At 70.0% G+C, this 26,994-nt stretch carries 21 protein-coding genes; 12 read left to right on the top strand and 9 right to left on the bottom strand.

Going from position 1 to position 26,994, the window contains the following annotated elements; translation table 11 throughout:
* Positions 1-55: 55 nt before the first annotated feature.
* Positions 56-2,647: an ATP-binding protein gene (locus ABH926_RS30135; protein WP_370369250.1), complete on the bottom strand. Its 2,592-nt coding sequence runs from the start codon at positions 2,645-2,647 to the stop codon at positions 56-58.
* Positions 2,648-2,905: 258 nt separating this feature from the next.
* On the opposite strand from ABH926_RS30135, the gene kdpF reads away from it, so the two are divergent.
* The 8 genes from kdpF (at position 2,906) to ABH926_RS30095 (ending at position 10,332) form a co-directional block, all read left to right on the top strand.
* On the top strand, positions 2,906-2,995 hold the full coding sequence (kdpF, locus tag ABH926_RS30130) for a K(+)-transporting ATPase subunit F (protein WP_194899130.1): 90 nt from the start codon (positions 2,906-2,908) through the stop codon (positions 2,993-2,995).
* Complete coding sequence (kdpA, locus tag ABH926_RS30125; protein WP_370369249.1) at positions 2,995-4,680, top strand: potassium-transporting ATPase subunit KdpA; 1,686 nt, start codon at positions 2,995-2,997, stop codon at positions 4,678-4,680. Before kdpF ends, kdpA begins: the two co-directional genes overlap by 1 nt.
* Positions 4,680-6,800 (top strand): potassium-transporting ATPase subunit KdpB, encoded by a 2,121-nt coding sequence (kdpB, locus tag ABH926_RS30120; protein WP_370369248.1) that lies wholly within the window; start codon positions 4,680-4,682, stop codon positions 6,798-6,800. Before kdpA ends, kdpB begins: the two co-directional genes overlap by 1 nt.
* 13 nt (positions 6,801-6,813) lie before the next feature.
* Positions 6,814-7,461, top strand: a complete 648-nt coding sequence (kdpC, locus tag ABH926_RS30115) for a potassium-transporting ATPase subunit KdpC (protein WP_370369247.1) — start codon at positions 6,814-6,816, stop codon at positions 7,459-7,461.
* Between the two features lie 562 nt (positions 7,462-8,023).
* On the top strand, positions 8,024-8,845 hold the full coding sequence (locus ABH926_RS30110; protein ID WP_370369246.1) for an SDR family NAD(P)-dependent oxidoreductase: 822 nt from the start codon (positions 8,024-8,026) through the stop codon (positions 8,843-8,845).
* Positions 8,846-9,099: 254 nt separating this feature from the next.
* Entirely contained in the window at positions 9,100-9,255 is a 156-nt protein-coding gene (locus tag ABH926_RS30105) for a hypothetical protein (protein ID WP_370369245.1), read from the top strand.
* 160 nt (positions 9,256-9,415) lie between these two features.
* Positions 9,416-10,135 (top strand): response regulator transcription factor, encoded by a 720-nt coding sequence (locus ABH926_RS30100; RefSeq protein WP_370369244.1) that lies wholly within the window; start codon positions 9,416-9,418, stop codon positions 10,133-10,135.
* 14 nt (positions 10,136-10,149) lie between these two features.
* Positions 10,150-10,332, top strand: a complete 183-nt coding sequence (locus tag ABH926_RS30095) for a hypothetical protein (RefSeq protein WP_370369243.1) — start codon at positions 10,150-10,152, stop codon at positions 10,330-10,332.
* Between the two features lie 177 nt (positions 10,333-10,509).
* Here the strand turns inward: ABH926_RS30095 and ABH926_RS30090 are convergent, their stop codons facing one another.
* Positions 10,510-10,818, bottom strand: a complete 309-nt coding sequence (locus tag ABH926_RS30090) for a hypothetical protein (protein ID WP_370369242.1) — start codon at positions 10,816-10,818, stop codon at positions 10,510-10,512.
* A gap of 249 nt (positions 10,819-11,067) precedes the next feature.
* Here ABH926_RS30090 and ABH926_RS30085 point away from each other — a divergent pair, with 249 nt between their 5' ends.
* Genes ABH926_RS30085 through cydC form a run of 4 tightly spaced genes read left to right on the top strand, consistent with a single transcriptional unit; the run spans position 11,068 to position 16,911 of the window.
* Entirely contained in the window at positions 11,068-12,465 is a 1,398-nt protein-coding gene (locus ABH926_RS30085) for a cytochrome ubiquinol oxidase subunit I (protein WP_370369241.1), read from the top strand.
* A gap of 38 nt (positions 12,466-12,503) precedes the next feature.
* Positions 12,504-13,604 carry a cytochrome d ubiquinol oxidase subunit II gene (gene cydB / locus ABH926_RS30080; RefSeq protein WP_370369240.1) on the top strand — a complete coding sequence of 367 codons (1,101 nt, stop codon included), beginning with the start codon at positions 12,504-12,506 and terminating at the stop codon, positions 13,602-13,604.
* A complete protein-coding gene (gene cydD / locus ABH926_RS30075) occupies positions 13,601-15,250 on the top strand; it encodes a thiol reductant ABC exporter subunit CydD (RefSeq protein WP_370369239.1) in 1,650 nt (549 codons plus the stop codon). Before cydB ends, cydD begins: the two co-directional genes overlap by 4 nt.
* Entirely contained in the window at positions 15,247-16,911 is a 1,665-nt protein-coding gene (gene cydC, locus ABH926_RS30070; protein ID WP_370369237.1) for a thiol reductant ABC exporter subunit CydC, read from the top strand. Before cydD ends, cydC begins: the two co-directional genes overlap by 4 nt.
* Positions 16,912-16,979: 68 nt before the next feature.
* Here the strand turns inward: cydC and ABH926_RS30065 are convergent, their stop codons facing one another.
* The 7 genes from ABH926_RS30065 to ABH926_RS30035 form a co-directional block, all read right to left on the bottom strand.
* Positions 16,980-17,879 carry a universal stress protein gene (locus ABH926_RS30065; RefSeq protein ID WP_370369236.1) on the bottom strand — a complete coding sequence of 300 codons (900 nt, stop codon included), beginning with the start codon at positions 17,877-17,879 and terminating at the stop codon, positions 16,980-16,982.
* A gap of 198 nt (positions 17,880-18,077) precedes the next feature.
* A complete protein-coding gene (locus ABH926_RS30060; protein WP_370369235.1) occupies positions 18,078-18,587 on the bottom strand; it encodes a general stress protein in 510 nt (169 codons plus the stop codon).
* Positions 18,588-18,606: 19 nt separating this feature from the next.
* A complete protein-coding gene (mgtA, locus tag ABH926_RS30055; RefSeq protein WP_370369234.1) occupies positions 18,607-21,321 on the bottom strand; it encodes a magnesium-translocating P-type ATPase in 2,715 nt (904 codons plus the stop codon).
* A gap of 4 nt (positions 21,322-21,325) precedes the next feature.
* Entirely contained in the window at positions 21,326-22,291 is a 966-nt protein-coding gene (locus tag ABH926_RS30050) for a carbamate kinase (protein WP_370369233.1), read from the bottom strand.
* Position 22,292: 1 nt separating this feature from the next.
* On the bottom strand, positions 22,293-23,294 hold the full coding sequence (gene argF, locus ABH926_RS30045) for an ornithine carbamoyltransferase (RefSeq protein WP_370369232.1): 1,002 nt from the start codon (positions 23,292-23,294) through the stop codon (positions 22,293-22,295).
* A 77-nt stretch (positions 23,295-23,371) separates the two neighbouring features.
* Complete coding sequence (locus ABH926_RS30040) at positions 23,372-24,622, bottom strand: arginine deiminase (RefSeq protein WP_370369231.1); 1,251 nt, start codon at positions 24,620-24,622, stop codon at positions 23,372-23,374.
* 5 nt (positions 24,623-24,627) lie between these two features.
* Positions 24,628-26,061, bottom strand: a complete 1,434-nt coding sequence (locus ABH926_RS30035) for an amino acid permease (RefSeq protein ID WP_370369230.1) — start codon at positions 26,059-26,061, stop codon at positions 24,628-24,630.
* Between the last annotated feature and the right edge of the window lie 933 nt (positions 26,062-26,994).

Below are 26,994 nucleotides of genomic sequence, written 5' to 3'. Positions count from 1 at the left end.
CTCCATGCTCGGCGGCTGTTTGGATCGCGTGTGCGTTCCGGGCGCCGGCTACGGCTTACGGCTCCGGGAGCGGTGCGGGCTCGGTCCATCGGGGCAGCGTGATCACCATCGTCAGGCCGCCACCGGGCGTCTCCTCGGGTTCCAGCGACCCGGACATCGCCTCGACCAGCCCCCGCGACAACGCCAGCCCGAGTCCGACTCCGGTGGTGTTGTCGCGGTCCCCGAGCCGCTGGAAGGGAGTGAAGATCCGTTCGAAATCCTGCGGGGCGACACCCGGGCCGCGATCGATGACCCGCAGTTCGACCGAGTCGCCGAGCGCGCTGGCCGTCACCAGCACCCGGCCGTCGGCGCCGCCGTGCTTCAGGGCGTTGGCGACGAGGTTCGCCACGGCGCGCTCCAGCAGGACCGGATCTGCTCGGACGTCGGGCACGCTCTCCAGGCCCCGCGCCTCCACCCGGAGCCGGTCAGCGGCATCCAGGCCGTCCATGGCCGCCTCGGTGATGTCTTCGGCGTTCACCGCCTCCGTGTGCAGGTTGAGCGCGCCGGCCTGGAGCCGGCTCATATCCAGCAGGTTCTCGACCAGGCGCGTGAGCTGGGTCAGCGATTCGTCGGCGCTGTCGAGCAGTTCCGCCCGGTCCTCGGGCGTCCAGTCGACCGAGGTGTTCTTCAGCGACGCGACCGCCAGTTTCGCGGCCGCCAGCGGGGTGCGCAGGTCGTGCGAGACCGCGGCGAGCAGCGCCGTGCGCATCTTGTCGGCTTCGGCCAGCGGCACGGCCTGTGCGGCCTGGGCGGCCAGCCGCGAGCGTTCCAGCGCGACGGCGGTCTGCGCCGCGAACGCGGTCAGGACCCGCTGGTCGGCCGCCGGCAGGGTGCGGCCGGTCAGCGCGAGCACGGTGTCCGGCCCGGCGCCGACCAGCACGTCGGCCCGGCCCGGAGCGCGGGCCGGCATGGCGCCGGTCGCCGAGGTCGCCGCGACCAGGCGCCAGGCGTCCGGGTCGTCCAGTTCGTCGGGACGCGGCGGCAACGAGGGGTCGACGCGTTCCAGCAGCGCCGCCGAGTCCATGCCGAACGTCTCCCGGAACCGGGCCAGCATCGCGTTGATCGCCTCGTCCCCGCGCAGGACCGCCACCGCGAGCTCGGACAGTGTCTCGGCCTCGGCCGAGGCGGTCCCGGCGCGTCGTTCCTGCCGCGAGGCGAAGTCCACGACCGAGGCCACGATCAGCGCCACCAGCGCGAACACGACCAGCGCGACGATGTTCTGCGGGTCGTTGATGGTGAGCCGGTAGTAGGGCCGGATGAAGTAGTAGTTCAAAAGCACCGAGGCCGTCAGGGAGGCGAAGAACGCCGAGAGCAGGCCGCCCAGGCGCGCCACCGCGACCACCCCGGCCAGGAAGATCAGCACTTCGTTGACCAGGTTGAGTTGGGTCCGGAGGTTCGCCAGCACCAGCGTCAGCACGATCGGCACGACCAGCCCGGCCACCGGCCCCCACCATCGTGGCCCCGTCTCCGGCTGCCGCAGCACCCGCTTGATCCAGGCCAGCCGGCTCTGGTCGGCGGCCGATCGCTCGTGGGTGACCATGTGCACGTCGATGTCGCCGGATTGCTGCACCACGGTCTCGCCGATACCGAAACCGGCCAGGAACCGCTGCACCCGGCCCCTGCTGGAGACGCCGAGCACCAGCTGGGTGGCGTTCTCGGCGCGCGCGAACTGCAGCAGGGCCTCGGGGATGTCGTCGCCGACCACCGAGTGGAACGTCCCGCCGAGGGACTCGACCAGAGCTCGTTGCTCGGCCAGCGACTTCGGTGAAGCCGCGGTGAGCCCGTCGGAGCGGGCGACATGCACCGCGAGCAGATCGGAGGCTGGGGCGCCGGACCTCTGCGCGATGCGGGCCGCTCGGCGGATCAGCGTGGAGCCCTCCGGGCCGCCGGTCAGCGCGACCACGATCCGCTCCCGGGTCTCCCAGACCTTGTCGATGCCGTGCTGGTCGCGGTAGCGCTGAAGGGCCTCGTCGACCCGGCCGGCGACCCACAGCAGGGCCAGCTCGCGCAGCGCGCCGAGGTTGCCGGGGCGGAAGTAGTTGGACAGCGCGGCGTCGATCTTCTCCGGCTTGTAGATGTTGCCGTGCGCCATCCGGCGGCGCAGCGCTTCAGGAGTCTGGTCCACCAGTTCGATCTGGTCGGCCGAGCGCACCACCTCGTCCGGCACCGTCTCGCGCTGCGGGACCCCGGTGATCTTCTGGACCACGTCGTTCAGCGACTCCAGATGCTGCACGTTGACCGTGGTGATCACGTCGATGCCGGCGTCGAGCAGCTCCTCGACGTCCTGCCAGCGCTTGGCGTTGCGCGAACCCGGGACGTTCGTGTGGGCGAGCTCGTCGACGATCGCCACCTGGGGCCGCCGGGCCAACACGGCGTCCACGTCCATCTCGGTGAAGGTGGCGCCCCGGTATTCGATGGTCCGGCGGGGGACCACCTCGAGGTCGTCCAGCATGGCCTGGGTGTGCGGCCGGTCGTGCGTCTCGACCAGGCCGACCACCACATCCGCACCGCGTCCGGCACGCCGCCGCGCCTCGTCGAGCATGTGATAGGTCTTGCCGACTCCTGGCGCCGCGCCCAGGTAGACGCGCAGTCTGCCGCGCCCGCTCATCTCGCCTCCATCTCGGAACCGATCTTGTCACGGTCCTCCGACGATGCACCTCCGTCAGCCGTTTGGACGGCATGTGCGACTTGAGCGGGGGCGCTTGCATCGTGCTTGCGCCAGGTTGAGAGGGAACCTTTCCGGGATTCACTAGGCACGCCCTTTTCCCTCACACAAAGGAGCACCTGATGGCCGACGTGATTTTCGTCGGGATCACGATCGCGTTCTTCGCGCTTCTCGCGTTGATCATCAAGGGAGTCGAGCGTCTTGAGCGCTGAGAACATCATCGGCCTGATCGTGTCGGTCCTGCTGGTCGGCTATCTCATAGCGGCCCTGATCCTCCCGGAGAAGTTCTGATGTCGGACACCTGGGCCGGCCTGCTCCAAGTCGCCGCGCTGGTCCTCCTGCTGGCCGTGTCCTACCGGCCGCTGGGCGACTACATGGCGCACATTCTCACCACGAGGAAGCACTCTCGTGTGGAGAAAGTCCTCTATAAGACGATGGGTGTGGACCCCGAGGCGGACCAGACCTGGGGCACGTACCTGCGGTCGGTGTTCGCCATCTCCGCGGTCGGGGTGCTCCTGCTCTACCTGATCCTTCGGATCCAGAACCACCTGATGTTGGCGCTGGGGATGCCGAAGATGCAGGCCGACCTGGCCTACAACACCGCGGCGTCGTTCGTCACCAACACCAACTGGCAGAACTACTCCGGTGAGAACACGCTGGGCTACGTCGCGCAGATGACGGGCCTGGCGGTGCAGAACTTCGTGTCGGCCTCGGTCGGCATCGCGGTGGTCGCGACCCTGATCCGCGGCTTTACGCGCTCCAAGACCGACCGTCTGGGTAATTTCTGGGTGGACCTGACCCGGATCGTCTTCCGGCTGATGCTGCCGTTCTCGATCGTGTTCGCGATCATCTTGATCGCCTGCGGCGCCACCCAGGAGCTTTCGAGCCACCTGACCGTGGTGCACACGCTCAACGGCGACCAGAGCCTGTACACCGGCGCGACCGCCTCCCAGGAGGCCATCAAGGAGCTCGGCACCAACGGCGGCGGCATCTTCAACGCCAACTCCGCGCATCCGTTCGAGAACCCCACGGCGTTCACGAACCTGATCGAGATCTATCTGCTGCTGGTGATCGGCTTCGCGCTGCCGCGCACCTTCGGCAAGATGGTCGGCTCGCACAAGCAGGGCTACACGATCCTGTCGGTGATGGCGATCATCTGGATCGGGTCGCTGGCGTTCTCGACCTTCTTCGAGACCCACCACCACGGTGTCAATCTGGCCACCGGGCATGCGGCGTTGGAGGGCAAGGAGGCCAGGTTCGGCATCCCGGCCTCGACCTTGTTCATGACGTCCACGACGTTGACGTCCACGGGTGCGGTCAACTCCTGGCACGATTCGTACACGCCGTTCGGTGGCGGTGCGGCCATGTTCAACATGATGTTGGGTGAGATCGCGCCCGGCGGAACCGGCTCGGGCCTGTACGGCATGCTGATCCTGGCCATCGTGACCGTGTTCATCGCCGGTCTGATGGTCGGCCGCACGCCGGAGTACCTGGGCAAGAAGATCCGCCCGGCGGAGATGAAGTACGCGGCGCTGTACATCCTGACCACCCCGGCGGTGGTCCTGATCTTCGCCGGTCTGGCGATGGCGCTGAAGGGTGAGACGGCGTCGATCAACTCCGGGAACCTGGGGCCCAACGGCAGTCCGTCGCCGCACGGTTTCTCCGAGGTGTTGTACGCCTTCACCTCGATGGCCAACAACAACGGCTCGGCCTTCGCCGGCCTGTCCGGGAACACCCATTGGTGGAACACCGCCGGTGCGCTGGCGATGTTGTTCGGCCGGTTCCTGCCGATGATCTGGGTGCTGGCGCTGGCCGGGTCGCTGGCCAAGCAGAAGCCGGTCCCGGAGACCGAGGGCACGCTCAAGACCGCCTCGCCGCTGTTCGCGGGGATGCTGCTGGGCACCGTGCTGCTGGTCGTCGGCCTCACCTACTTCCCGGCCCTGTCGCTCGGGCCGCTCGCTGAAGGACTGCACTGATGTCTGTCTCCACTCATTCCGACACGCCGGAGCAGGCGTCGCAGCCGAAGGCGGGCGCTGAGTCGCACCGCATCGGCGGGGGGTTTCTGGATCCGAAGATGCTCTGGAAGTCGCTTCCGGACGCTTTGAAGAAACTCGACCCCAGGGTCATGTTCAAGAACCCGGTCATGTTCGTGGTCGAGGCCGGCTCGGTCCTGACCACCTGGCAGGCGATCGCGCACCCGTCGGTGTTCGCATGGGTGATCACGGTGTGGCTGTGGCTGACCGTGGTGTTCGCCAACCTGGCCGAGGCCGTGGCCGAGGGCCGCGGCAAGGCGCAGGCCGCCACTCTGCGCAAGGCCAAGACCACTTCGATCGCCCGCAGGCTTGCTTCCTGGTCGCCCGGCAATGCCGGCGCGGAGTCCGAGGTCCCGGGTACCGAGTTGCGGCTCGGCGACTTCGTGGTGGTGGAGGCCGGGCAGGTCATCCCCGGCGACGGTGACGTTGTCGAGGGGGTGGCCTCGGTGGACGAGTCGGCGATCACCGGCGAGTCGGCCCCGGTCATCCGGGAGTCCGGCGGCGACCGGTCGGCGGTGACCGGCGGGACCAAGGTGCTGTCCGACCGGATCGTCGTGAAGATCACCTCCAAGCCGGGGGAGACCTTCATCGACCGGATGATCAGCCTGGTCGAGGGCGCGAACCGGCAGAAGACGCCGAACGAGCTGGCGCTGAACGTGCTGCTGGCCTCGCTGACCATCGTCTTCCTGCTGGCCGTGGTGACCCTGCAGCCGATGGCTACCTGGGCCGGTGCCGCGCAGTCGCTGGTGGTCATGGTCTCGCTGCTGGTGGCGCTGATCCCGACCACGATCGGCGCGCTGCTGTCCGCGATCGGCATCGCCGGCATGGACCGCCTTGTCCAGCGCAACGTGCTGGCGATGTCCGGCCGCGCGGTCGAGGCCGCCGGCGACATCAACACCCTGCTGCTGGACAAGACCGGGACGATCACCCTCGGGAACCGCCAGGCCAGCGAGTTCGTGCCGGTGGCCGGGGTCGAGCAGAACACGCTCGCCGATGCCGCGCAGCTGTCTTCGTTGGCTGACGAGACGCCGGAAGGCCGCTCGATCGTGGTCCTGGCCAAGACCGCCTATGGTCTGCGTGAGCGGCACGAAGGCGAGTTGGGCGGCGCGGAGTTCGTGCCCTTCACAGCCCAGACGCGTATGTCGGGGGTGAACCTGGCCGACGGCAGGGAGGTCCGCAAGGGGGCCGGCAGCGCCGTCATGAAGTGGGTACGCGACAACGGCGGGCATCCCACCGACGAGGTCGGCGCCCTGGTCGACGGCATATCGGCGGCCGGTGGCACGCCGCTGGTGGTGGCGGAGAAGACTCCTGACGGCGTCGCTCGAACCCTGGGCGTCATCCACCTGAAGGACGTCGTGAAGGAAGGCATCCGCGAGCGGTTCGCCGAACTGCGGCAGATGGGCATCAAGACGGTCATGATCACGGGTGACAACCCGCTGACCGCCAAGGCCATCGCCGAGGAGGCCGGGGTCGACGACTTCCTGGCCGAGGCCACGCCCGAGGACAAGATGGCGCTGATCAAGAAGGAGCAGGAGGGCGGCAAGCTGGTCGCGATGACCGGCGACGGCACCAACGACGCCCCGGCGCTGGCGCAGGCCGACGTGGGCGTGGCCATGAACACCGGCACCTCGGCCGCCAAGGAGGCCGGGAACATGGTGGACCTGGACTCCAACCCGACCAAGCTGATCGAGATCGTCGAGATCGGCAAGCAGCTGCTGATCACCCGCGGCGCCCTGACCACCTTCTCCATCGCCAACGACGTCGCGAAGTACTTCGCGATCATCCCGGCCATGTTCACGGTGATCTACCCGGGCCTGCACGTGCTCAACATCATGGGCCTGCACTCGCCGAAGTCGGCGATCACCAGCGCCATCATCTTCAACGCCCTGATCATCATCGGCCTGATCCCGCTGGCGCTGCGCGGCGTGCGCTACAAGCCGTCCTCCGCCTCGGCGCTCCTACGGCGAAACTTGATCATCTACGGCGCCGGCGGCCTGGCGCTGCCGTTCGTCGGCATCAAACTGATCGACCTGGTCATCCAGTTCATCCCCGGATTGAAGTAGGAAGAGCCGACCAATGAAACTCGGACCAGCATTCCGACGCTACAGCGCCGCCATCCGGGCCATGGTGGTGTTCACGGTGATCCTGGGTATCGCCTACCCGCTTGTGATAACCGGGATCGCGCAGCTGGCGTTCAAGAACAAGGCCAACGGCTCGCTCATCAAGAACGCGCAGGGACAGGTGGTCGCCTCGTCGCTGCTGTGCCAGCAGTACGTCGACAAGTCCGGCAACGCCCTGCCGCAGTACTTCCAGGCCCGCCCGTCCGATGCCACCAACTCGGCCAACTCCAGCGACCCCGGCTGCAACTACGCCTACTCGGCCGGATCGAACCTGGGCACCGACAGCGCCACGCTGAAGAACACCATCGAGGGCCGGATCGCCGCCTACGCCAAGGCGTACGACATCGACCCGACCAAGGTGCCCGAGGACGCGGTCACCGCCTCGGCCTCCGGCATGGACCCCGGCATCTCCGTGGAGAACGCCAACGACCAGGCTGCTTCGGTGGCCAAGGCCCGCGGCATCGATGAGGCGACGGTGCAGAAGCTGGTCAAGGACAACACCACCGGCCGCTCCCTGGGCTTCCTGGGGGAGGAGTACGTGAACGTGGTGACGTTGAACATGGCTCTGGACAAGGCGCACCCGGTCACCACGGCTCAGAGCTGACACCAGGGACAGCAGAGGGACTGGCACCCATCGCGGGTGCCGGTCCCTTCGTGTCTCAGACGCCGGGGTCTTCCTTCTCAGGCGGCCGGGGTCTCCCTCCCGGTCAAGCGGGGCCGCGTACCGGTGCCTCGCGCCGTGCCGCCGTTCGGGTGCCAGTCGTGCGGGCTTCGTATGCGCCGTGTTTGATCGGTGCGGGTGCTCTTGTCCGGGTTGTCCGCGGCCTGCTTGGCTGGTCCTGTGATCACCGGAGGCGTGGAGCAGCGCCCTGCGAACGGCGGGGCGCAGCGCGCCGCAGTCCACGCACCCGGTGATCCTGGCGCCCGGCATGACGACCGGCCGCCTAGTCAGACGGAGCGCTGACAAGAACCCTGACAGCCCGGATCGCTGATCGGCCCTCGGCCCTGATCCGGCGCTTGCGAACGCTCCCGCGCCGGGCTCTCGATCCCGGCGTCATCCCTTCCCGGCGGTCATCCGCCACGCCGAGTCCGCGTCCCGTAGGCGGTGGAGCCGCCAGACGCGGTCCCGGCGGATCCCTCTCCAACATCGGAAAGCACCCATCATCATGTCGAAGAAGCCTGCTTCGTCCCGTACCGCCCTGGTCACCGGTGCCGACGGCGGTCTCGGTCTGGAGATCGCACGGCAGCTCGCCACCCAGCACGCGCACGTCATCGTGCACGCCCGCACCGCCGAACTCGGCGAGCAGACCGTGCACACCCTGGTGAAGAGCGGTGCGCAGGCCGGGCGGCTGTCCGTCGTCACCGCCGACTTCACCGACCTCGGCCAGGTCGCCGCCATGGCCCGGCAGGTCGCCGCCGAGAACCGGAAGCTGGACCTGCTGGTCAACAACGCGGCGGTGTTCGGGACGCAGACCCGCACCCTCACCGCGGACGACCACGAGCTCACCTTCCAGGTGAACTACCTCGCGCCCTACCTGCTGACCCGCCTGCTGTGGCCGCTGCTGACCTTCAGCCCGGGCAGCCGCGTGGTCAACGTCTCCTCCGCGCTGCACCGGGGCGGCCGGCTGCACTGGGGCGACGTCGAGTCGGCCAAGCGGTACTCGGCGGTGGCCGCCTACGCACAGTCCAAGCTGGCGCTGAACCTGTTCACCAAGGCCGTGGCCGTGCGCGGCGGCACCGATCTGATCGCGGCGAGCGTGCATCCCGGCATCCTGGCCACCGACATGGTCCGCAACTACACCCGCGAGCTCGGGCGCCCCGTCGCCGAGGGCGCGACGGCGGTCCTGCACCTGGCGAGCGCTCCGGTGGAGGACGGCGGCTACTACGAAGGCGTCGCGGCGTCCTTGCCGAACCTGCTGGTGAACGACAAGAGCTCGGTGGACCGGCTGTGGAAGCTCAGTGCGCGGCTGGTGGGCCTGGCCGCCTGAGACTCCGGCGGGTCAGCCGAGTCAGCCGAGCACGAACGCTGTGACGGCCCCGGCGAACGCGACCAGGCCCAGTGCGATGAAGAACGTGCTGGATCGGTCGCGTTCGCCGCCATGCGGTGTGTTCGCCGGCCAGCAGCCGTTGCCACCGGCGCCGCTCCGTGACCCCGGCGAGCAGGCTCACCAGGCCACCGAGGAGGATCACCGCGCCGAGCACCGTACCCCGTTCACGCTACGGCAGGGCAGGGCTGCGGCTCATGAGCGCCGCATTTAGCGGTCTGCGGAGCCCGCGCCGTCGCGGCTCGACGCCCAGGGTGTTCATGGACGCGCCGTGGGTGCCGCTGGGCGTCGCGGTGGCGGTGGTGGCGCTGCTCGTCATCGGCGTCCGGCCGCGGCTGGCGGAGTACCGCTGACCAGCCGCGCGTGCGCCCTGCCGTTGACACGGATCTCGAAGGCTCTGTGTTTGCGTTGTCACGCACCGCGTTTGCATCACGTGAGCAGCACACGGCTTCCGGCTGTACAGAGCGTTCACTGGATAGAACGTAGCCCCCGCTACCGAAAGGCAACGGCGCCGTGACCAACATCCTCGTCGTGGAAGACGAGCCGCAGATACTGCGTGCTCTCCGCATCAACCTGAAGGCCCGCTCCTACGAGGTCGCGACGGCCGAACGGGGCGTGGACGCGCTCGCGGCCGCGGCGCGCCACCTCCCCGATGTCGTGCTGCTGGACCTGGGTCTGCCCGACATGGACGGCACCGATGTCATCCACGGCCTGCGCGGGTGGACCGAGGTGCCGATCGTCGTGCTCTCGGGGCGCACCGAGCAGTCGGAGAAGGTGCGGGTGCTCGATGCCGGCGCGGACGACTTCGTCACCAAGCCGTTCTCGATGGAGGAACTCCTCGCACGGCTTCGGGCAGTCCAGCGCCGGCGGGACAGCGCGGCCGAACCCGGCGCCCCGGTGGGCGCGCCGGTCGTCATCGGGCCGAGCACCGTGGATCTGCTGTCGCACACCGTGACCCGTGACGGCTCCGGCGTCCGGCTCACCCGCACCGAATGGGCCGTGCTCGAGCCGCTACTGCGGCACCCGAACCAGCTCCTCAGCATTCCCCGGCTCCTGAGCGAGGTGTGGGGCCAGGCTGCTGCTGACGGCGGTCTTCTGCGCTTCCACATCGCGCGACTGCGCCGCAAGCTCGAAGCCGACCCGCAGCATCCCGTGCACCTGCTCACCGAGTTCGGCACCGGCTACCGCTTCGTCCCCGGGCCGCGGTCGGCGGTGGGCCCGGCGGGCAGCTGAAGCGGCGGCCTGCGATGCTCGAACAGGGAGCCGCCGCCTATCGGGAGCAGCCGGGCCTGGCACCGGCTGTGACCTTGGGGCGTGCTTTCGTGGCGGCGATGGCGGTGACGATCCTGCTCGCCGCGACCGGTGGCACGCGGCATGTCGACGCCGATCTGATTGCCTACGGAGCCCTTCGTCGACGCGACCGCTTCTGATCGGTGATCCGTCTCCCGCTTCGAATCAGTTCACGAATCCAAGCATGATCCGCCCTCCCCGCACGCTCCTCGCTCACCGATCGCAGGAGACCGTCCGCCAGCTGGACGCTGCCGGAGCATGGGAATCCGACCTTGTGCGCGACGCTGTGCTGCGGCTGTTCGTGATGCCGTCTCCGATCACGGCCGGCCGCGCGTCAGGAACACCACGGCGGTGAACGGTGCCAGGTCCGTGTACGGCGCCAGGGCGGCGCGCACGGCACCGCGGATGTCGGCGCGGGCTGCCGGGTCTATCTTCGAGGACGTGCTGATGTAGGCGGTGGCGATGCCGCCGTGCTCGACCACGGCGATCCTGGGCACCTGTTCGTGCCAGTTGGCCGCCAGACCGCGCTGCACAGCGAGCAGCACATCGCGGTGCGCGTCCTGGATCAGGCCGGGGGCGATCTGCGCCGGCGTCCTTTGTTGCGTGTCCTCGCTCATGCTGCTCATGACTGTGTGGCTCTCGGCAGTGGGAATCGATACGCACACCATCCGCCGTGCCGTGCGCTGCGCGTAGGGGCGAACGGCCTCGTCGCAGACGGGCCCTTCTGCTCGCCCCGTCCGCGGAAGTCCCGCCGGGAATGTCCGTTTCAGGTCCAGTGGCCCCTCGCCGGTCGGGCCGTCGTGCCCTGTTCGGGTGCCCGGGCTCGGCCCGAGGCTGGGTTCGACCCTGCCACGACCCGAAGGACGAGGAATGTTGTGAATACCCTGATGCTCGCGCGTTGGCAGTTCGGTATCACCACCGTCTACCACTTCTTCTTCGTCCCGCTGACGATCGGCCTGTCGGCGCTGGTGGCGATCTTGCAGACCGCGTGGCTGCGCACCGGCAAGGAGCAGTACCTGCGCGCCGTGAAGTTCTGGGGCAAGCTCTTCCTGATCAACTTCGCGCTCGGGGTGGCCACCGGCATCGTCCAGGAGTTCCAGTTCGGGATGGACTGGAGTGCCTACTCGCGGTTCGTCGGGGACATCTTCGGGGCTCCGTTGGCGATCGAGGGTCTGCTGGCCTTCTTCATGGAGTCCACCTTCCTCGGGCTGTGGATCTTCGGTTGGGGGCGGCTGCCGGCGCGGATCCACCTGGCCTGCATCTGGCTGGTGTCGATCGGCACGATGCTCTCGGCGTACTTCATCCTCGCCGCGAACGCCTGGATGCAGCATCCGGTCGGCTACCGGATCGACGCGGCCAGCAACCGGGCGGTGCTCACCGACTTCTTCGCGGTCCTGACCAACTCCACTGCGGTCATCGCGTTCTTCCACACGCTCACCGCCGCCTTCCTGTACGCCGGAATGCTGCTGGTCGGAGTCAGTGCCTGGCACCTGGGCCGTAGGCGGTTCACCGACGTCTTCCGGCCCTCGATGCGGCTGGGGCTGTGGGCCGCTCTGGTCGCGACCGCGGGGCTCCTGGTCACCGGCGACATCGACGGCAAGATCATGACCGAGCAGCAGCCGATGAAGATGGCCGCCGCCGAAGCGCTCTACCACACGTCCAAGCCGGCCTCGTTCTCCCTGTTCACCATCGGATCGCTCAACGGCGGCAAGGAAGTCTTCAGCGTCCGGGTGCCGGGGGTGCTGTCCTTCCTGGCGACCGGATCCTTCCACGGCAAGGTCGACGGGATCGACGACGTGCAGGCGCTGGAGGCCAGCCAGTACGGGCCCGGCAGCTACAAGCCGGTGATCCCGGTGACCTACTGGTCGTTCCGGCTGATGATCGGCTTCGGGCTGCTGGCCGCGCTGGTCGCGGCGGTCGGGCTGTGGTGGACGCGGCGCGGCCGGATGCCGGAGCGGCGCTGGTTCTGGCGGGTGTGCACCTGGTCGATCGCCCTGCCGATCCTGGCGAGCAGCTTCGGCTGGATCTTCACCGAGATGGGCCGGCAGCCGTGGGCCGTCTACGGAGTGCTCACCACCAGAGCCGGAGTTTCACTGGTCAGCGCCGGTGAAGTCCTCACCTCGCTCATCGTCCTGACTGCGCTGTACGGGGTCCTCGCCGTCGTCGAAGTCGGACTGATGGTCCGCTACGCCAAGGCCGACCCGCCCGAGATCGGACCGGCGGCCGGCGCCGGCAACGGCGAGGACGAGCAGCGCCTGAGCTTCGCCTACTGATCCCGAACCACCCCGTTCCCGGCTGAGGAGTTTCGCAGATGTCTCTCAACGAACTGTGGTTCGTCCTGATCGCCGTGCTGTGGTGCGGCTACTTCGTCCTGGAGGGGTTCGACTTCGGCGTCGGCATGCTGCTGCCGGTCCTGGGCCGCGACGACACCGAACACAGGGTCCTGATCAACACCGTCGGCCCGGTCTGGGACGGCAACGAGGTGTGGCTGCTGGTCGCCGGCGGTGCCACCTTCGCCGCCTTCCCGATGTGGTACGCCACGCTGTTCAGCGGCTTCTACCTGCCGCTGCTGCTGATCCTGGTCGCGCTCATCATCCGCGCGGTCGCCTTCGAGTACCGCGGCAAGCGTCCGGAGGCGGCGTGGCGATCCCGGTGGGACTGGTGCATCATCGCCGGCAGCGCCGTACCCGCCGTGCTGTGGGGCGTCGCGTTCGGGAACATTGTCCGCGGCGTGGCGATCGACGCCAACCAGCACTACACCGGTGGCTTCTGGGCACTGCTCAACCCGTATGCCCTGCTCGGCGGACTGACGACCCTGTCGGTGTTCCTCCTGCACGGCGCGGTGTTCCTGGCGCTCAAGACGACCGGCGAGATCCGGCAGCGAGCCGCCCGCACCGCGGCCCGCATCGCACCGGCAGCCATCCTCGCGGCCGGCGGATTCCTGCTGTGGACCGAGATCCACCAGGGCAAGCCCGCCGCGATGGTGATCGCGGCGGTCGCCGCCGCGGGCCTGGTCGGAACCGTTGTGGCGAACGCTCGCGGCCGGGAGGGCTGGGCGTTCGCCGGGACGGCGGTGGCGATCGGGGCGACGACGGTGGCCCTGTTCGTGACGCTGTACCCGAACGTCATGCCCTCCACGACGGCTGCCGCGAACAACCTCACCATCCACAATGCCTCCTCCTCGCACTACACCCTGCAGATCATGAGCGTGGTCGCCGTGCTGTTCACGCCGCTGGTGCTGCTGTATCAGGGCTGGACCTACTGGGTGTTCCGCCGCCGGATCGGCGTGGCGAACATCCCGAAGGACAGCGCGCAGGCCGCCGGTTCGGGCGCCGTGTCCGAAGCGCTCGGCGGGGCGCCCGGCGAGGCGGTCGGCGATGCGCTCGGCGATGCGCTCGGCGGGGCGTCGTGAAGCCTGTCGACCCGCGCCTGTTCGCGCAGGCACGGGTCGCCCGCGCCTACCTGCTGCTGTGCGTGGCCTTCGGCCTGGCTGACGCGATCCTGCTCGTGGTGGGCGCCGGAGCCCTGGCCGGTGTCGTCGCCGACGGGTTCCTGCACGGTCTCACCCCGGCGCGCGCCCTTCCGGCGCTGGCGGTCGTCACCGCGTGCGTGATCGGCCGCAGCGTCCTGGCCTGGGCCGGCGACGCGGCGGCGACCGCGACCTCGGCAGCCGTGAAGTCCCACCTGCGCCAGGCCCTGCTCGCCCACGATGTCGCGCTCGGCGCCCGCCGGCCGGACGCGGCCGCCAGGCACGGCGAGTCGGCCCTGCTGGCCACCCGCGGCCTGGACGCCCTCGACGGCTATTTCGCCCGCTACCTGCCCCAGGTGGTGCTCGCCGCCGTCGTCCCGCTCGTCATCGCGATCCGGATCCTCGCCGCCGACCGGCTGTCAGGGATCATCGTCGCGCTCACCGTGCCCCTGGTGCCGGTCTTCATGATCCTGGTCGGCCTGGCGAGCAAGGCCGCGATGGACCGGCAGCGGACGGCGCTGAACCGGCTGTCCGGGCACTTCCTGGAAGTGCTCAGCGGGCTGCCGACCCTCAAGGCGTTCGGCCGCAGCCGGGCCCAGTCCGACGTCATCCGCCGTGCCGCCGATGCTCAACGACGCACGACGATGACCACGCTGCGCTGGGCGTTCCTCTCAGCACTCGTCCTGGAACTGCTCGCGACGCTGTCGGTGGCCCTCGTCGCGGTCGCCATCGGACTCCGGCTGGTCGGCGGCGACCTCGCACTCCGAGACGGATTGCTGGCCCTGATCCTCGCCCCCGAGGTCTACCTGCCGCTCAGGCGCCTCGGCGCTCGCTATCACGACGCCGCCGAGGGCCTGGCCGCGACGGACCAGGTCTTCACGCGTCTGGCCGAACCGGTGCCCGACGCCGGGACCATCCGGATCCCCGGCGGATACGCACCCGGGATCCGGATGGACCACGTGACCGTGCGGCGCGGTGACCGCGGCGCTGCCGTGTTCGAGGACTTCGACGCCGAATTCGCACCCGGCCGCCTCACCGGTCTGGCCGGCCCGAGCGGCGCCGGCAAATCCACCCTGCTGCACCTGATCCTCGGGCTGGCCGCGTCGGAGTCCGGCCGCGTCCTCGTCGACGGCCGCGACCTGGCAGACCTCGATCTGCAAGCGTGGCGCTCGCGCATCGCCTGGGTACCGCAGAAGCCCTTCCTGACGGCCGGGACCGTCGCCGAGAACATCCGGCTCGGCCGGCCCGGCGCCTCGGACGCCGAAGTCGCCGCCGCCGCCGAACGGGCACGGCTCGACATCGCGCTGGACCGGCAGGTCGGCGTCCGGGGGACCGCGTTGTCCGGCGGCCAGGTACGGCGCCTGGCGATCGCCCGGGCCCTGCTGCGCGACGCCCCGATCGTCCTGTTGGACGAGCCCACCGAGGGGCTGGACGGGGACACCGAACAGGACGTGCTGGACGTGCTGGCGACAGTGCTTTCCGGCCGGACCTGTGTGCTGGTCACCCACCGCGCCGCCGTGGAGCGACTGTGCGACAGCGTGCTCACGATCGGGGAACCCCGACAGCTGCTGATAGGAGCCTCGGCATGACCGTCGCCCAGTTCACCGTCGGCGTGGTCAGGCAGCATCGCGCAGGCTTGTCGCGGGCTCTGCTGCTCGGTTTCGTCGCCGCCGCCTGCGCCGTCGGGCTGGCTGCCACCTCCGGCTGGCTGATCAGCAAGGCCGCGCTGCGGCCGCCGATCCTGAGCCTGGAGGTCGGCATCGCCGCCGTGCAGGCCTTCGGGCTGGGCCGGGCCGTCGCCCGCTACGGCGAACGCCTCGCCGGCCACGACGTCGCGCTGCGTATGCTCGCCGAGCTGCGGGTCCGCGTGTACCGGGGCCTGGAACGGATCGCGTCGGCCGGGCTGCCCGAGCGCGACCGGGGCGATCTGCTCAGCCGGCTGGTCGCCGACGTCGACGCGGTCCAGGACCTGATCCTCCGGATCCTGCTGCCGGTCGCGGTCGCGGTGACGGTCTGCGGGGCCGCCGTGGGGTTCGTGACGGCGGTGCTGCCGCCGGCCGGCGCGGTGCTGGCGCTCGGCGTTCTCGGTGCGGGCGCCCTCGCCCCGTGGATCAGCCATCTGATCGCGCGGCGCGCTGAGGGCCGGCTCGGAGCCGAGCGGGCCGTGCTGACGTCGGCGATCGTCGACCTCTACGAGGGCATGCCCGAGCTCGTGGCCTGCGGTGCCGCCGCCGGCCGGCTCGGCGCGGTCGGCGAGGCGGAGCGGCGGCTGCTGCGCGCCGAGCGCCGCGGGGCGCGCGCGGTGGGGGTCGGAAGCGCGCTGACGGCGCTGTTCGGCGGGCTCACCACGGTGGCGATGGCGTGGCTGGGGCTGAGCGCGGTGCGGGCCGGACGGATGGACGGCGTGATGCTGGCCGTGCTGGTGCTCACGCCGCTGGCGCTGTTCGAGGCGATCTCCACCCTGCCGGAGACGGCCCGCGCGATTCCCCGGGTCCGCTCGGCGGTGCGACGCGTTCTGGAGGTCGCGGACTCCTCGCCGCTGACCCCTGATCCCGCACAGGCGGACGAAGCGGAGGTCGCGTGGACTCCGGACTCGGTGCTCGCCATCCGGAACGCCGACATCGGCTGGCCCGGCAGCGGTCTTCCGGTGCTGCACGGCGTCGACCTCGAGGTGCACGCCGGTCAGCGGGTGGCGGTCACCGGCCCCAGCGGGTCCGGCAAGTCGACGCTGGCGGCCGCGCTGCTCCGCTTCGTGGACCCGACCGCCGGAACGGTCACCATCGACGGCATCGACCTGCGCCGGGTTCCCGAACCGCGTCTGCGCTCCCTGATCGGCTGGTGCGGCCAGGACGCCCACCTCTTCGACACGACGCTGCGGGAGAACCTCCGCGTCGGCTGCCCCGGCGCGGACGAGGAGCGGCTGTGGTCCGTGCTGCGCACGGCGGGCCTGGCCGACTGGGTCGCGAGCCTGCCGAACGGCCTGGACACCGCAGTCGGCGTTCTGGGGGACGCGGTATCCGGTGGAGAACGCCAGCGCCTGGCGCTGGCCCGGACGCTGCTGGCTGATACACCCGTCCTGATTCTCGACGAGCCGACCGCGCATCTGGATCCGGCGACCGCCGCGGCCGTCAGCGCCGACCTCCTCGCCGCCACCGCGGACCGCACCGTCGTATGGATCACGCACCGTCCTGAGGTGGTCGGTGTGCTCGATGCGGTGCTGACGGTCGATCGTGGGCGGGTGTCGAGCTGAACCCACACCGGACGGCGGAGCCCCCGCGCGGAGCACGATCGGCTCCGGCGCGGGGGCTCTGTCCGAGGTCAGGACGCGCCCGAAGACGGGACGACGGCGATCGGGCAGAACGCGTGATGCAGCGCGGTGTGGGTGACCGGCCCGAGCCGGTTGGCGTGGCGGTGGCCGGTTTCCGAGCGCATGCCGACGATCAGCAGGTCGACCGTCTTCGACGCCTCGACCAGGCAGCCGCCGGCCGCGCCGGAGCTGACCGCGGTGTAGACGCGGGTGACGACGGCGACGTCGGGGTGCTTGCGCTGCCACGGGTCCAGCAGCTCCGTCAGCCGGTCGGTGTGCGCCTGCTCGTAGGCGACGCCGTCTTCGTCGCCGAGCCGGGCGGAGTGGGACATGGTCCACGGCTCGCTCCAGACGTTGGCCGCGATCAGGCCGGTGCCGCGCCGGGCGGCGGTGTCGAAGGCGAACTCCAGGACCTCCGCGCCGGGCTCGTCGTGGTCGAGGCCGACCATGATCTGGCCCTTGGACTCGAAGGAGGTGTCGTGGGTGACGATGACCGGGCAGGGGGCGTCGGCCAGCACCCGCTGGGAGGTCGAGCCGAGCAGCAGACCGGAGAAGCCGCCGCGGCCCCGGCTGCCGACGACGAGCAGGGCGGCCGTGGAGGCCTCGGCGAGGATCGCGCGGGGGGCGTCGCCGGGCACCGCGCGGGTCTCGATCGCCAGCGCGGGGTACTCGTCCTTGGTCTGTGCCGCGACCTCTTCGAGGATCTCCTCGGCGTCGTGGCGGCTGGTCTGCTCGAAGCCCGGCGTCGGGACCACCGTGGTGAACGGGCCCATGGGGAGGCGCTCGTCGGTGGTGTAGGCGTGGACGATGCGCAGGTCGGTGCCGCGTGAGGCGGCTTCCCGGGCGGCTTCGGCCAGGGCGCGCTTGCTGTGCGGGGTCTGGTCGTAGGCGACGACCACCGGTGCGCTCATGGAGTCCTCCAGCTTCGATGCGGCCCCCTCGCGGGGCCGGTGTGCTCAGCCTCCTGCGATGCCGGCTTGCCGGTCAGGGGCCCACGGCCCGGCTTGCGGACTCTGAAGTGCCCGGGTGGGTCCGGGACTTTCGCCTCTGATGCCGGGCGGCCGCGCCGATGCCGGCGGCCGCCGAACCGGATCGGCGCCTCCGCGTCATCAGGGCTGCTCGCGCCAGGCGAGTTTGATCAGCAGGTTCTTGGCGTCATCGGCGACCTCGGTGTCGGCGACCACGTCGTAGCGTGCGGCGACGACCGTGCTGCGGGCGAGGAACTCGTGGCCGCCGCTGACGGTGGCGTGCGCGATGAAGCCCCAGACCGCGCCGAAGACGGCACCGTAGAGCAGGCCCCCGCCGATGAGGGAGAACACGGCCGAGTGCCTCGCGGTGAACAGCGACAGCAGGATGCCGACGAACAGCCCGAACCACGCGCCGCTGCCCGCGCCGGCGAGCGTCGCGCGGGCCCGCGTAACCCGGCCGAGGACCGCCTCGACCATGCGCAGATCGGTGCCGATGATGGCGGTGCGCTCGACCGGGAAGCCGTGGGTGGCCAGGTGGTCGACGGCGTGCTCGGCCGCGTCGTGGGTCGGGAACGTCCCGACAGTCTGTCGTTCCAGGACTGTTGAGATGTCGGGGCTCATTGCGGTTCGGAGCCGGGGTGTGGTGGGCATGGAAGCCTCCTGGGATGGCCTAGGGCAGGGTGTCTGGTTCGGGATTCGCGGTGCTGAACCGCGCGGCACGACGGCGCAGGCGGCGCAGGCGCCGGGCTGCCGGAGGCACGACGTGCGGCGGCGTCCGGTCGAGCGCGGCGGTGCGGTAGAAGATGTACTTGCCGATCTCGATCAGGCCGAGGTAGCCCACGACCATGCCGACCAGGGCGGCGAAGAAACCCGCGGGCAGTGGTTGGAAGCCCAGCGTGTGGGCGAAGGGCATGGCCGGCAGCAGCGCGCCCACGGCGACCACGGCGAGTGCGGACAGGGTCAGCGGCAGGCTGGGACGGCTGCGGAAGAACGGGATCCGCCGGGTGCGGATGGCGAAGATGACCAGGGTCTGGGTGGCCAGGGACTCCACGAACCAGCCGGAGCGGAACTGGGCCGGGCCGGAATGGAAGACCCACAGCATCACGCCGAACGTCAGGAAGTCGAACACGGAGCTGATCGGCCCGAAGTAGATCATGAATCGGCGGATGAACCGGATGTCCCAGTGCGAGGGGCGGCGCAGTTGCTCCTCGTCGACGTGGTCGGTCGGGATGGCCAGTTGGCTGGTGTCGTACAGCAGGTTGTTGAGAAGGATCTGGGAGGGCAGCATCGGCAGGAACTTCAGGAACAGCGAGGCGCCTGCGGCGCTGAACATGTTCCCGAAGTTGCTCGACGTTCCCATGAGCACGTACTTGATGGTGTTGGCGAAGATGCGCCGGCCTTCGGCGACGCCGTCGGCGAGCACGTCGAGGTCCTTCTCCAACAGGATGACGTCCGCCGCGTCCTTGGCGACGTCGGTCGCGGAGTCCACCGAGATCCCGACGTCGGCGGCGTGCAGCGCGAGGGCGTCGTTGACCCCGTCGCCGAGGAAGGCGACGTCCCGGCCGCTGAGCCGCTGGACGCGGACGATGCGCGCCTTGTCTTCGGGGCTGACGCGGGCGAAGACGGTGGTCTCGGCGATGGCGGCGGCGAGCTGGGTGTCGTTCAGCGCGTCCAGGTCCGCTCCGGTGAGGGCCCCGCCGGCGGGCAGGCCCAGATCCGCGCAGACCTTCGCCGCCACGACGGGGTTGTCGCCGGTGACGATCTTCACGGCGACGCCGAGCCCGGCCAGCCGCTTCAGCGCCGCGGCGGCGTCGGCCTTCGGGGCGTCCAGGAACACCAGCAGGCCGGCGAGCCGCAGTCCCTGTTCATCGGTCGCGCTGACGGTTTCCAGGTCCGGCGCCGGCCTGACGGCGACGGCGACGACGCGGTTCCCGGCGGCGAACTCGGCGTCCAGCGTGGCCCGGGCCGAGGCGGGAACGTCCACGCACCGGTCCAGGACCGTCTCGGGCGCCCCCTTGGTGATCAGGGTCTTGCTGCGATCCGTCCCGCGGACCAGGACGGACACCATGCGCCGCTCGTGGTCGAAGGGCAGGAGCGACACCGTGGCGAAGTCGGCCAGCGCGGGCTCCAGGGCCGCCGCGGCCTCGGACCGCCACAGCGCCGCGTCCAGCGGGTTGCCGCCTTCGGCGCGTCCGGCCTCGGCGGTGACCTCGGTGCACAGCAGGCTCCAGCGTAGGGTCTCCTGCGCGGTGGAGCCGTCGGCGGGCACCGCGCGCAGGAAGCTGATCCGGCCCTCGGTCAGGGTGCCGGTCTTGTCGGTGAACAGCGTGTCGACGTCGCCGAGGTCTTCGATGCAGACCAGGCGCTTGACCAGTACCTTGCGCTTGGCCAGCCGGTGCGATCCGGCGGCCAGGCTGGTGGAGACCACGGCTGGCAACAGCTGCGGCGTGATGCCGACGGCGATCGCCAGCGAGAACAGCAGCGCGTCGATGATCGGTTTGTGCAGGGCCACGTTGACGACAAAGATCCCGGTGGTCAGCGTGCCGGCGACGTACACCAGCAACATCGAGAACTTGCGCAGACCGACCTGGAACTCGGTCTCCGTCTGGTGGGTGCCCAGGCCCGCCGCGATCCGCCCGAACTGGGTGCTCGTACCGGTCGCCACGATCACGCCACGTCCGCTTCCGGCGTGGACCACGGTCCCCATGAGGGCGCAGTCGGCCAGCTCCGCCAACGGTGTACCGGAGGGGACCGGCGGGGTGCTCTTGTCCACGGGCAGCGACTCGCCCGTCAGGGTCGACTCGTCGCACTCCAGGCCCGAGCAGTGGATCAGCCGCAGGTCGGCCGGGACGATGTCGCCGAGTTCGAGGTCGACGACGTCTCCGGGCACGAGATCGGTGACGTCCACGGCCACCGGGTGCCCGTCCCGCAGCACGAGCGCCCGGTGGTGGATCTGCGAGTGCAGCGCTTCGGCGGCCTTCTCGGCCCGGTACTCGTTGACGAAGCCCAGGCCGACCGACAGCGCCACGATCACACCGATGATCAGGGCGTCGGTGCGCTCGCCGACGAAGTACGACGCGGTCGCGGCGGCGAGCAGCAGCCCGAGCAGCGGCGAGCGCAGCTGGTGCCACAGCACGAGGGCGAACCGTGCGCGGTGTGAGGACACGGCGTTGCTGCCGAACCGCGCCAGCCGTCGCGCCGCCTGTGCCGACGACAGGCCGTCGCCGGTCGTCGCGAGCCCGCGCAGCACGTCGTCGACGGGCAGCGCGCACGCCTGGGACACGTCGATGACCTCACCGAGCGGGTCCGGCCGGCCCGGCGCGGCGACAGCTGGTTCGCCGAACGGGTCGCGCGGGGCCTGGGGAACATGGAGTTCGGCGGACATGTGTCTAGACCACCAGGCGCGATCCGGCCGCGACAGGGCCGAACTGCTCTATCGGTGTCGGTCCGTGCGCCCTGATCGTGGTGCCCGCGGATCCGTCGAGGATCGCGGCCGCCTCGGTCAGCGCCCCGATCGCCGACGGTCGGCCGGTGGCCGTGGTGAAGGCCCCGCACGCCTGGACCTTGGGCCCCATCGAGCCGGCCGGCAGGTGCAGATCCGGCAGGTCTTCCAGGGCCAGGGTGCTGATCGGCGCGGCTTGCGGGGTCCCGAAGTCGCGCATCACCGCGCTCACGTCGGTGAGCACCAGCAGCCGGTCGGCGTCGAGCTCCACGGCCAGGTGCGCGGCGGTCAGGTCCTTGTCGACGACGGCTTCGACGCCGACCAGGCCGCCGGAGGCGTCCTCGGCGACCGGGATCCCGCCCCCTCCGCCGCACACGACGATCGTCCCAGCCTCCAGCAGGCCGGTGATCGAGGCCAGCTCCGGGATCCGCAGCGGCCTGGGGGAGGGCACGACGCGGCGCCAGCGCTCGCCGTCGGCGGCGACGCTCCAGCCCCGCTCGGCCGCCAGGCGCTCGGCCTGGTCCCGGCGGTAGCCGGAGCCGATGAACTTGGTCGGCCGGGCGAAGGCCGGGTCGCCGCGGTCGACGACGACCCGGGTGAGGACGGCGACGGCCGGCTGCTCGACGCCCGCGTCCTGGAGCTCCTGGACCAGCCAGTAGCCGATCATGCCCTGGGTCTGGGCGACGAGGAGGTCCAGCGGGTAGGGGCGGCTCAGGTTCGGATCGGCTTCGCTCTCGACGGCCAGCACCCCGACCTGCGGTCCGTTGCCGTGACAGATGATCAGCTGGTGGTCCCGGGCCAGCGGGGCCAGGGCGGCGGCTGCGCGGCGGACGTGTTCGCGCTGGATCTCGGCGTCGGGCTTCTCGCCGCGCTCCAGCAGCGCGTTGCCGCCGAGGGCGACCATGATGCGCATCTCAGCCTCCGAAGGCGGACCGCAGGACCGCCTTGATCGTGTGCATGCGGTTCTCGGCCTGGTCGAAGACCACGGAGCGCTCGGACTCGAAGACGTCGTCGGCGACCTCGGCGCCGACCAGGCCGAACTTCTCATGCAGGCGCCGGCCGAGGTCGCTGTTCGTGTCGTGGACCGCCGGCAGGCAGTGCAGGAACTTGGTCGCCGGCTTGCCGGTGGCCGCGATCAGCTGCTCGGTGACGCGGTAGGGCAGCAGCAGCGGGACGCGCGCCGCCCACTGGTCGTCGGATTCGCCCATGCTGACCCACACGTCGGTGTAGAGGAAGTCGGCGCCCCGCACGGCCTGCTCGGCGGAGTCGGTGACGTCGATCCGCGCGCCGCTGACGTCGGCCAGTGCCCGGGCGATCGCGACCACGTCCTGCGGCGGCCACAGCTCGCGAGGGGCCGCGATCCGCACGTCCATGCCCAGCAGCGCCCCGGTGACCAGCAGCGAGCGGGCGACGTTGTTGCGTCCGTCGCCCAGGAAGCAGTAGGTGATGGCCTCCAGCGGGGCGTCGCAGTGTTCGGTCATGGTCAGGATGTCGGCGAGCATCTGCGTCGGGTGCCACTGGTCGGTCAGCCCGTTCCACACCGGGACCCCGGCGTAGTCGGCCAACTGCTCGACGGTGTCCTGCGCGAAGCCGCGGAACTCGATGCCGTCGAACATCCGGCCCAGGACGCGCGCGGTGTCCTTGATGGACTCGTCGCGGCCGATGTGCGAGCCCTCCGGGCCGAGGTAGGCGACGTGCGCGCCCTCGTCGTGGGCGGCGACCTCGAACGCACAGCGGGTGCGGGTGGAGGCCTTCTCGAAGACCAGCGCGATGTTCTTCCCGGCCAGCGGCTGGGTCTCGGTGCCGGCGGCCTTCGCCTGCTTCAGGTCGCGGGCCAGGTCCAGCAGGCCGAGGAACTGCTCCTTGGTGAGGTCGATCTCCTTGAGGAGCGATCCGGGGTGCCGGTTGTCGGTCATGATTCTCAGTCCTTTGTTTGGGGTTGGTCGTCGGTGGTCGAATCGCGCCGGTGTCGGCGGTGGCGGTTCGGACCGCCTCAGATGCCGTCGCGCTGGATCGGGCAGGTCATGCAGCGGGCTCCGCCCCGGCCGCGTCCGAGTTCGCTGCCGGGGATCGGCAGCACGGTGATGCCGTTGTCGCGCAGCATGGTGTTGGTGACCGTGTTGCGCTCGTAGCCGACGACGACGCCGGGCGCGACGGTGAGGAAGTTGTTCGCGTCGTCCCATTGCTCGCGCTGGGCGGCGCGCAGGTCCTCGTCGGCGGACAGGACCCGGATCTTGTCCAGGCCCAGGGCTTCGGCGATGGTCGCGAACAGATCGTCGCGGTGCTCGATGTGCAGCCCGGCGGCGTCGTGATCGACGATCTCCTCCGGGTCGGCCGGGGTGATCACCCAGGGGCGCAGCGAGGCGGGGTCGAGGTAGGGGTAGCGGACGAACGTGTCGACGTCGATCATGGTCAAGACCGTGTCCAGGTGCATCAGCGCGTGCGACTTGGGCAGCTGGACGGCGATGACCTGCCTCGCGGCGTGGTGCCGGAACAGTTCGCGGGCCAGGATCTCCACGCCCATCGGCGTGGAGCGCTCGCCCATGCCGATCAGGACGACGCCGCGTCCCAGGACGTGGATGTCGCCGCCTTCCAGGGTCGCCGGCTGGTGGTCGGCGTCGTCCCCGCCGTAGAACACCGGGAACCCGGCGTCGGCGAACATCGGGTGGAAGCGGTAGACCGCGCGGCTGTGGATCGATTCGCGCTGCCGGGCCGGCATGGCCATCGGGTTGATGCTGACCCCGGAGTGGATCCAGGCCGAGTTGTCGCGCTGGAACAACGTGTTCGGCAGCGGGGGCAGCACGAAGTCGTCGGCGTCCAGACTCTGCCAGCGCAGGCTCCGGGACCGCAGCGGAGACAGGTCGTTCTTGGTGACGCCGCCGATGAGCAGTTCGGCCAGCGCGTCGGGTTCGGCGTCCTCGGCCAGCGCGCGCAGCGCCGGCGCCAGGGTCGGGCCGACGCGGTGGTCGGTGACGATCCGGTCCAGGACGAAGGCTCTGGCCTCCGGCGCGCGCAGCGTCTCGCCGAGCAGGTCGGCGAAGTGGTGGACGCGCACCCCGTGATCGCGCAGCAGCTGGGCGAACACGTCGTGTTCCTCGCGGGCCTTGTCAGCCCACAGCACGTCGTCGAACAGCAGCTCGTCGCAGTTGTCGGGGGTCAGCCGGGTCAGCTCCAGACCGGGCCGGTGAACGATCGCCTGGCGGAGTTGTCCGACTTCCGAGGCGACACCGAGGGCGCGGGTCATGGTCCTCACTCACCCGCCCGCGTCAGCTCGGCGGGGATGACGACGCTCTCGCCGTACTCGCGGCGTCCGATCTTCATCCAGACGTAGACCGGGATGCCGAGGAACAGGCAGAACACCCCGAAGTACACGGCCTGATAGCCGCTTCCGGCCAGCGACCAGAAGGAGAAGACCAGGGCGATCGCCGAGACGGCCGAGTCGCGGACCAGGTGCGGCCAGTCGGTCGCCTTGCCTCGGGTGAGCAGCCAGTACAGCTGGGCGGCGGCGCTGAAGATGTACGGGATGACGGCGGTGACCACCGTCAGCAGCACGATCGTGACGAAGACCTTGTCGAAGCGGGTGTAGCTGACGACGGTCAGGACCGAGGCCAGGATCGTGGAGACGATGATGCCGAACGCCGGGGTGCCCCGGCGGCTCTCGACGGCGAACCGGGCCGGGAACAGCCGGTCGCGGGCGGCGGCCTGCGGCATCTCCGCGACGATCAGGGTCCAGCCGACCAGCGCGCCGATGCCGGAGATGATCGCGGCGATCGCGACAGCGTTGCCGGCCCAATGCCCGCCGAAGATGGCGTTCGCCGAATCGGTGAACGGCGCCGCGGACGTGCGCAGCGCGGCGTTGGAGACCGTGCCGAACACCGTGACGGTGCCCAGGATGTAGACGACCGCGCAGCCGATCGTGCCCAGAACCGTGGCCCGGGCGACGTTGCGCTTCGGGTTCCGGACCCGCCCGGCCGCGACCGAGGCGGTCTCGATGCCGAGGTAACTGAACAGCGCGATCGCCGCGGCGGCGGAGACGGCGCTGCCGACGGAGGTTCCGGAGGCGTTGAAGGCACCGAAATTGTGGGCCTTGATGAACAGCAGGCCGACCGTGGCCATGAACAGCAGCGGGATGAACTTCACCACGGTGGTGACCACCTGGGCGGCGGCGAAGTTCCGCACACCGGACAGGTTGACCAGCGCCGGGATCCACAGCCCGATCATCGCGATGACGATCGACCAGGACTTGGCGTGCCCGCTGTTCCAGAACACCTCGACGTAGCCGACCCAGGCCACCACGATCGCGGCGTTGCCGGCCCACGCGGTGATCCAGTAGGACCAGGCGTTCAGGAAGCCGCCGAAGTCACCGAACGCGTCCCGGGCGTAGACGTAGGGACCGCCGGATCCGGGGACCCGCTTGGACAGCTTGCCCAGCGTGAGGGCCAGTGCCAGTGCGCCGACCGTCACCAGGACGAAGGCCACGAGGCTGATCGGCCCGTACGGCGCCAGGGCCGAGGGAAGTGCGAAGACCCCGGTGCCGATGACCGTGCCGACCACCAGCGCGGTCGCGGTCGGCAGGCCGAATCGGTGCGGCTCTGTCGCGGTAGTGGTATCGGTATCGGTATCGGGCTGCGATGGGCTGGGAGACGCTGTGCGCCCCGGATCGGTGTGGGTGTCGTTGCTCATGACGACCGCCTTGGTGGGATAGGTGTCCGGGCTGTTGCCCGGCTGATCCACGATCTAGGACGGGGCGCTGTCGTCCTCAGAGTCGAAGGCACTGTTCGGGCCGGGACTTTGGGCCCTGGGGCTCGTGGGGCGTCGGCCGTGGAATGGGTGGCGAAGGAAGGGCCCGGCGATAGAGGCGGAGGAAGCGGTTCCCCGTGCCGCGCACCACGCGCATCGCGATTCCCGAGAAGGGGAGCGGGCCCTTCCTCGAATGCGCGGCAAAGCTCAAGGTGTTGAGTTGGATGCTCGCCACGCACTGGCGGCCGGTGGTTCGGGTGGACACGAGCGAAAGTCAAGGTCAAGAGCGACAAGCAAGGTCAAGGGCTTAAAGGCGCCTCCGCTGCGGTGTCAAGCCGGATCACACGCTGCTGTGGTGCGGTTCCGTGCGGCTGGACACCGCCAGTCCGGGATGGTTGTGCAAGCACCGCCGAAGCGACGGGGAATCCGGGACAACCCCGGCCTGTGGTGTGGACGGGGTCCACTCCGGGACGCACACGCTGCGGTGGCGACTGGCGAGCTGGTAGTGCGGGGACCCTTCCCACGGGTGGGGTTGTCCCGGATCCCTCGTCGCTGTCGGCGGGCTCTGCCAATCATTCCGGACTGGCGGTGTCAAGTCGGACGAAAATCAACCACAGCAACAGCGATCCGACTTGATACCGCCAGTCCGGAATGATTCCGTTTACGGCGACGACAGCCACGAGGGATCCGGGACAGAGGCGACCAACATTCGGACCGTCACCAGCGCGGGGTCTTGTGCACCCTCCGAGCCGAGGCCGCTCGCCGCGCAGGCGCCGCCGGAGGCAATGCCACGTAGCTTAGTTTGATCATGGTGTTGGTCTGTGGTTTTCGTCTGTGGTTCGGGGTGGTCGGTTAGGGTCGGTGTCGTGTCCCAGG

This window comes from Catenulispora sp. GP43, from assembly GCF_041260665.1.
Lineage (GTDB): Bacteria > Actinomycetota > Actinomycetes > Streptomycetales > Catenulisporaceae > Catenulispora.
The sequence above is the reverse complement of the archived record's forward strand: the minus strand, read 5'-3'. Positions and strand labels throughout refer to the sequence as shown.

Excerpts from the sequence above, each read along its gene's own strand:
- ABH926_RS30065 (WP_370369236.1), bottom strand. The coding sequence starts at position 17,879 with ATGAGCGCACCGGTGGTCGTCGCCTACGACCAGACCCCGCACAGCAAG.
- cydC (WP_370369237.1), top strand. The coding sequence starts at position 15,247 with ATGACCGTCGCCCAGTTCACCGTCGGCGTGGTCAGGCAGCATCGCGCA.
- ABH926_RS30060 (WP_370369235.1), bottom strand. The coding sequence starts at position 18,587 with ATGCCCACCACACCCCGGCTCCGAACCGCAATGAGCCCCGACATCTCA.
- ABH926_RS30110 (WP_370369246.1), top strand. The coding sequence starts at position 8,024 with ATGTCGAAGAAGCCTGCTTCGTCCCGTACCGCCCTGGTCACCGGTGCC.
- ABH926_RS30040 (WP_370369231.1), bottom strand. The coding sequence starts at position 24,622 with ATGACCCGCGCCCTCGGTGTCGCCTCGGAAGTCGGACAACTCCGCCAG.
- ABH926_RS30050 (WP_370369233.1), bottom strand. The coding sequence starts at position 22,291 with ATGCGCATCATGGTCGCCCTCGGCGGCAACGCGCTGCTGGAGCGCGGC.
- kdpA (WP_370369249.1), top strand. The coding sequence starts at position 2,995 with ATGTCGGACACCTGGGCCGGCCTGCTCCAAGTCGCCGCGCTGGTCCTC.
- cydB (WP_370369240.1), top strand. The coding sequence starts at position 12,504 with ATGTCTCTCAACGAACTGTGGTTCGTCCTGATCGCCGTGCTGTGGTGC.
- ABH926_RS30105 (WP_370369245.1), top strand. The coding sequence starts at position 9,100 with ATGAGCGCCGCATTTAGCGGTCTGCGGAGCCCGCGCCGTCGCGGCTCG.
- kdpC (WP_370369247.1), top strand. The coding sequence starts at position 6,814 with ATGAAACTCGGACCAGCATTCCGACGCTACAGCGCCGCCATCCGGGCC.
- ABH926_RS30095 (WP_370369243.1), top strand. The coding sequence starts at position 10,150 with ATGCTCGAACAGGGAGCCGCCGCCTATCGGGAGCAGCCGGGCCTGGCA.
- ABH926_RS30035 (WP_370369230.1), bottom strand. The coding sequence starts at position 26,061 with ATGAGCAACGACACCCACACCGATCCGGGGCGCACAGCGTCTCCCAGC.
- mgtA (WP_370369234.1), bottom strand. The coding sequence starts at position 21,321 with ATGTCCGCCGAACTCCATGTTCCCCAGGCCCCGCGCGACCCGTTCGGC.
- ABH926_RS30135 (WP_370369250.1), bottom strand. The coding sequence starts at position 2,647 with ATGAGCGGGCGCGGCAGACTGCGCGTCTACCTGGGCGCGGCGCCAGGA.
- argF (WP_370369232.1), bottom strand. The coding sequence starts at position 23,294 with ATGACCGACAACCGGCACCCCGGATCGCTCCTCAAGGAGATCGACCTC.
- ABH926_RS30090 (WP_370369242.1), bottom strand. The coding sequence starts at position 10,818 with ATGAGCAGCATGAGCGAGGACACGCAACAAAGGACGCCGGCGCAGATC.
- kdpB (WP_370369248.1), top strand. The coding sequence starts at position 4,680 with ATGTCTGTCTCCACTCATTCCGACACGCCGGAGCAGGCGTCGCAGCCG.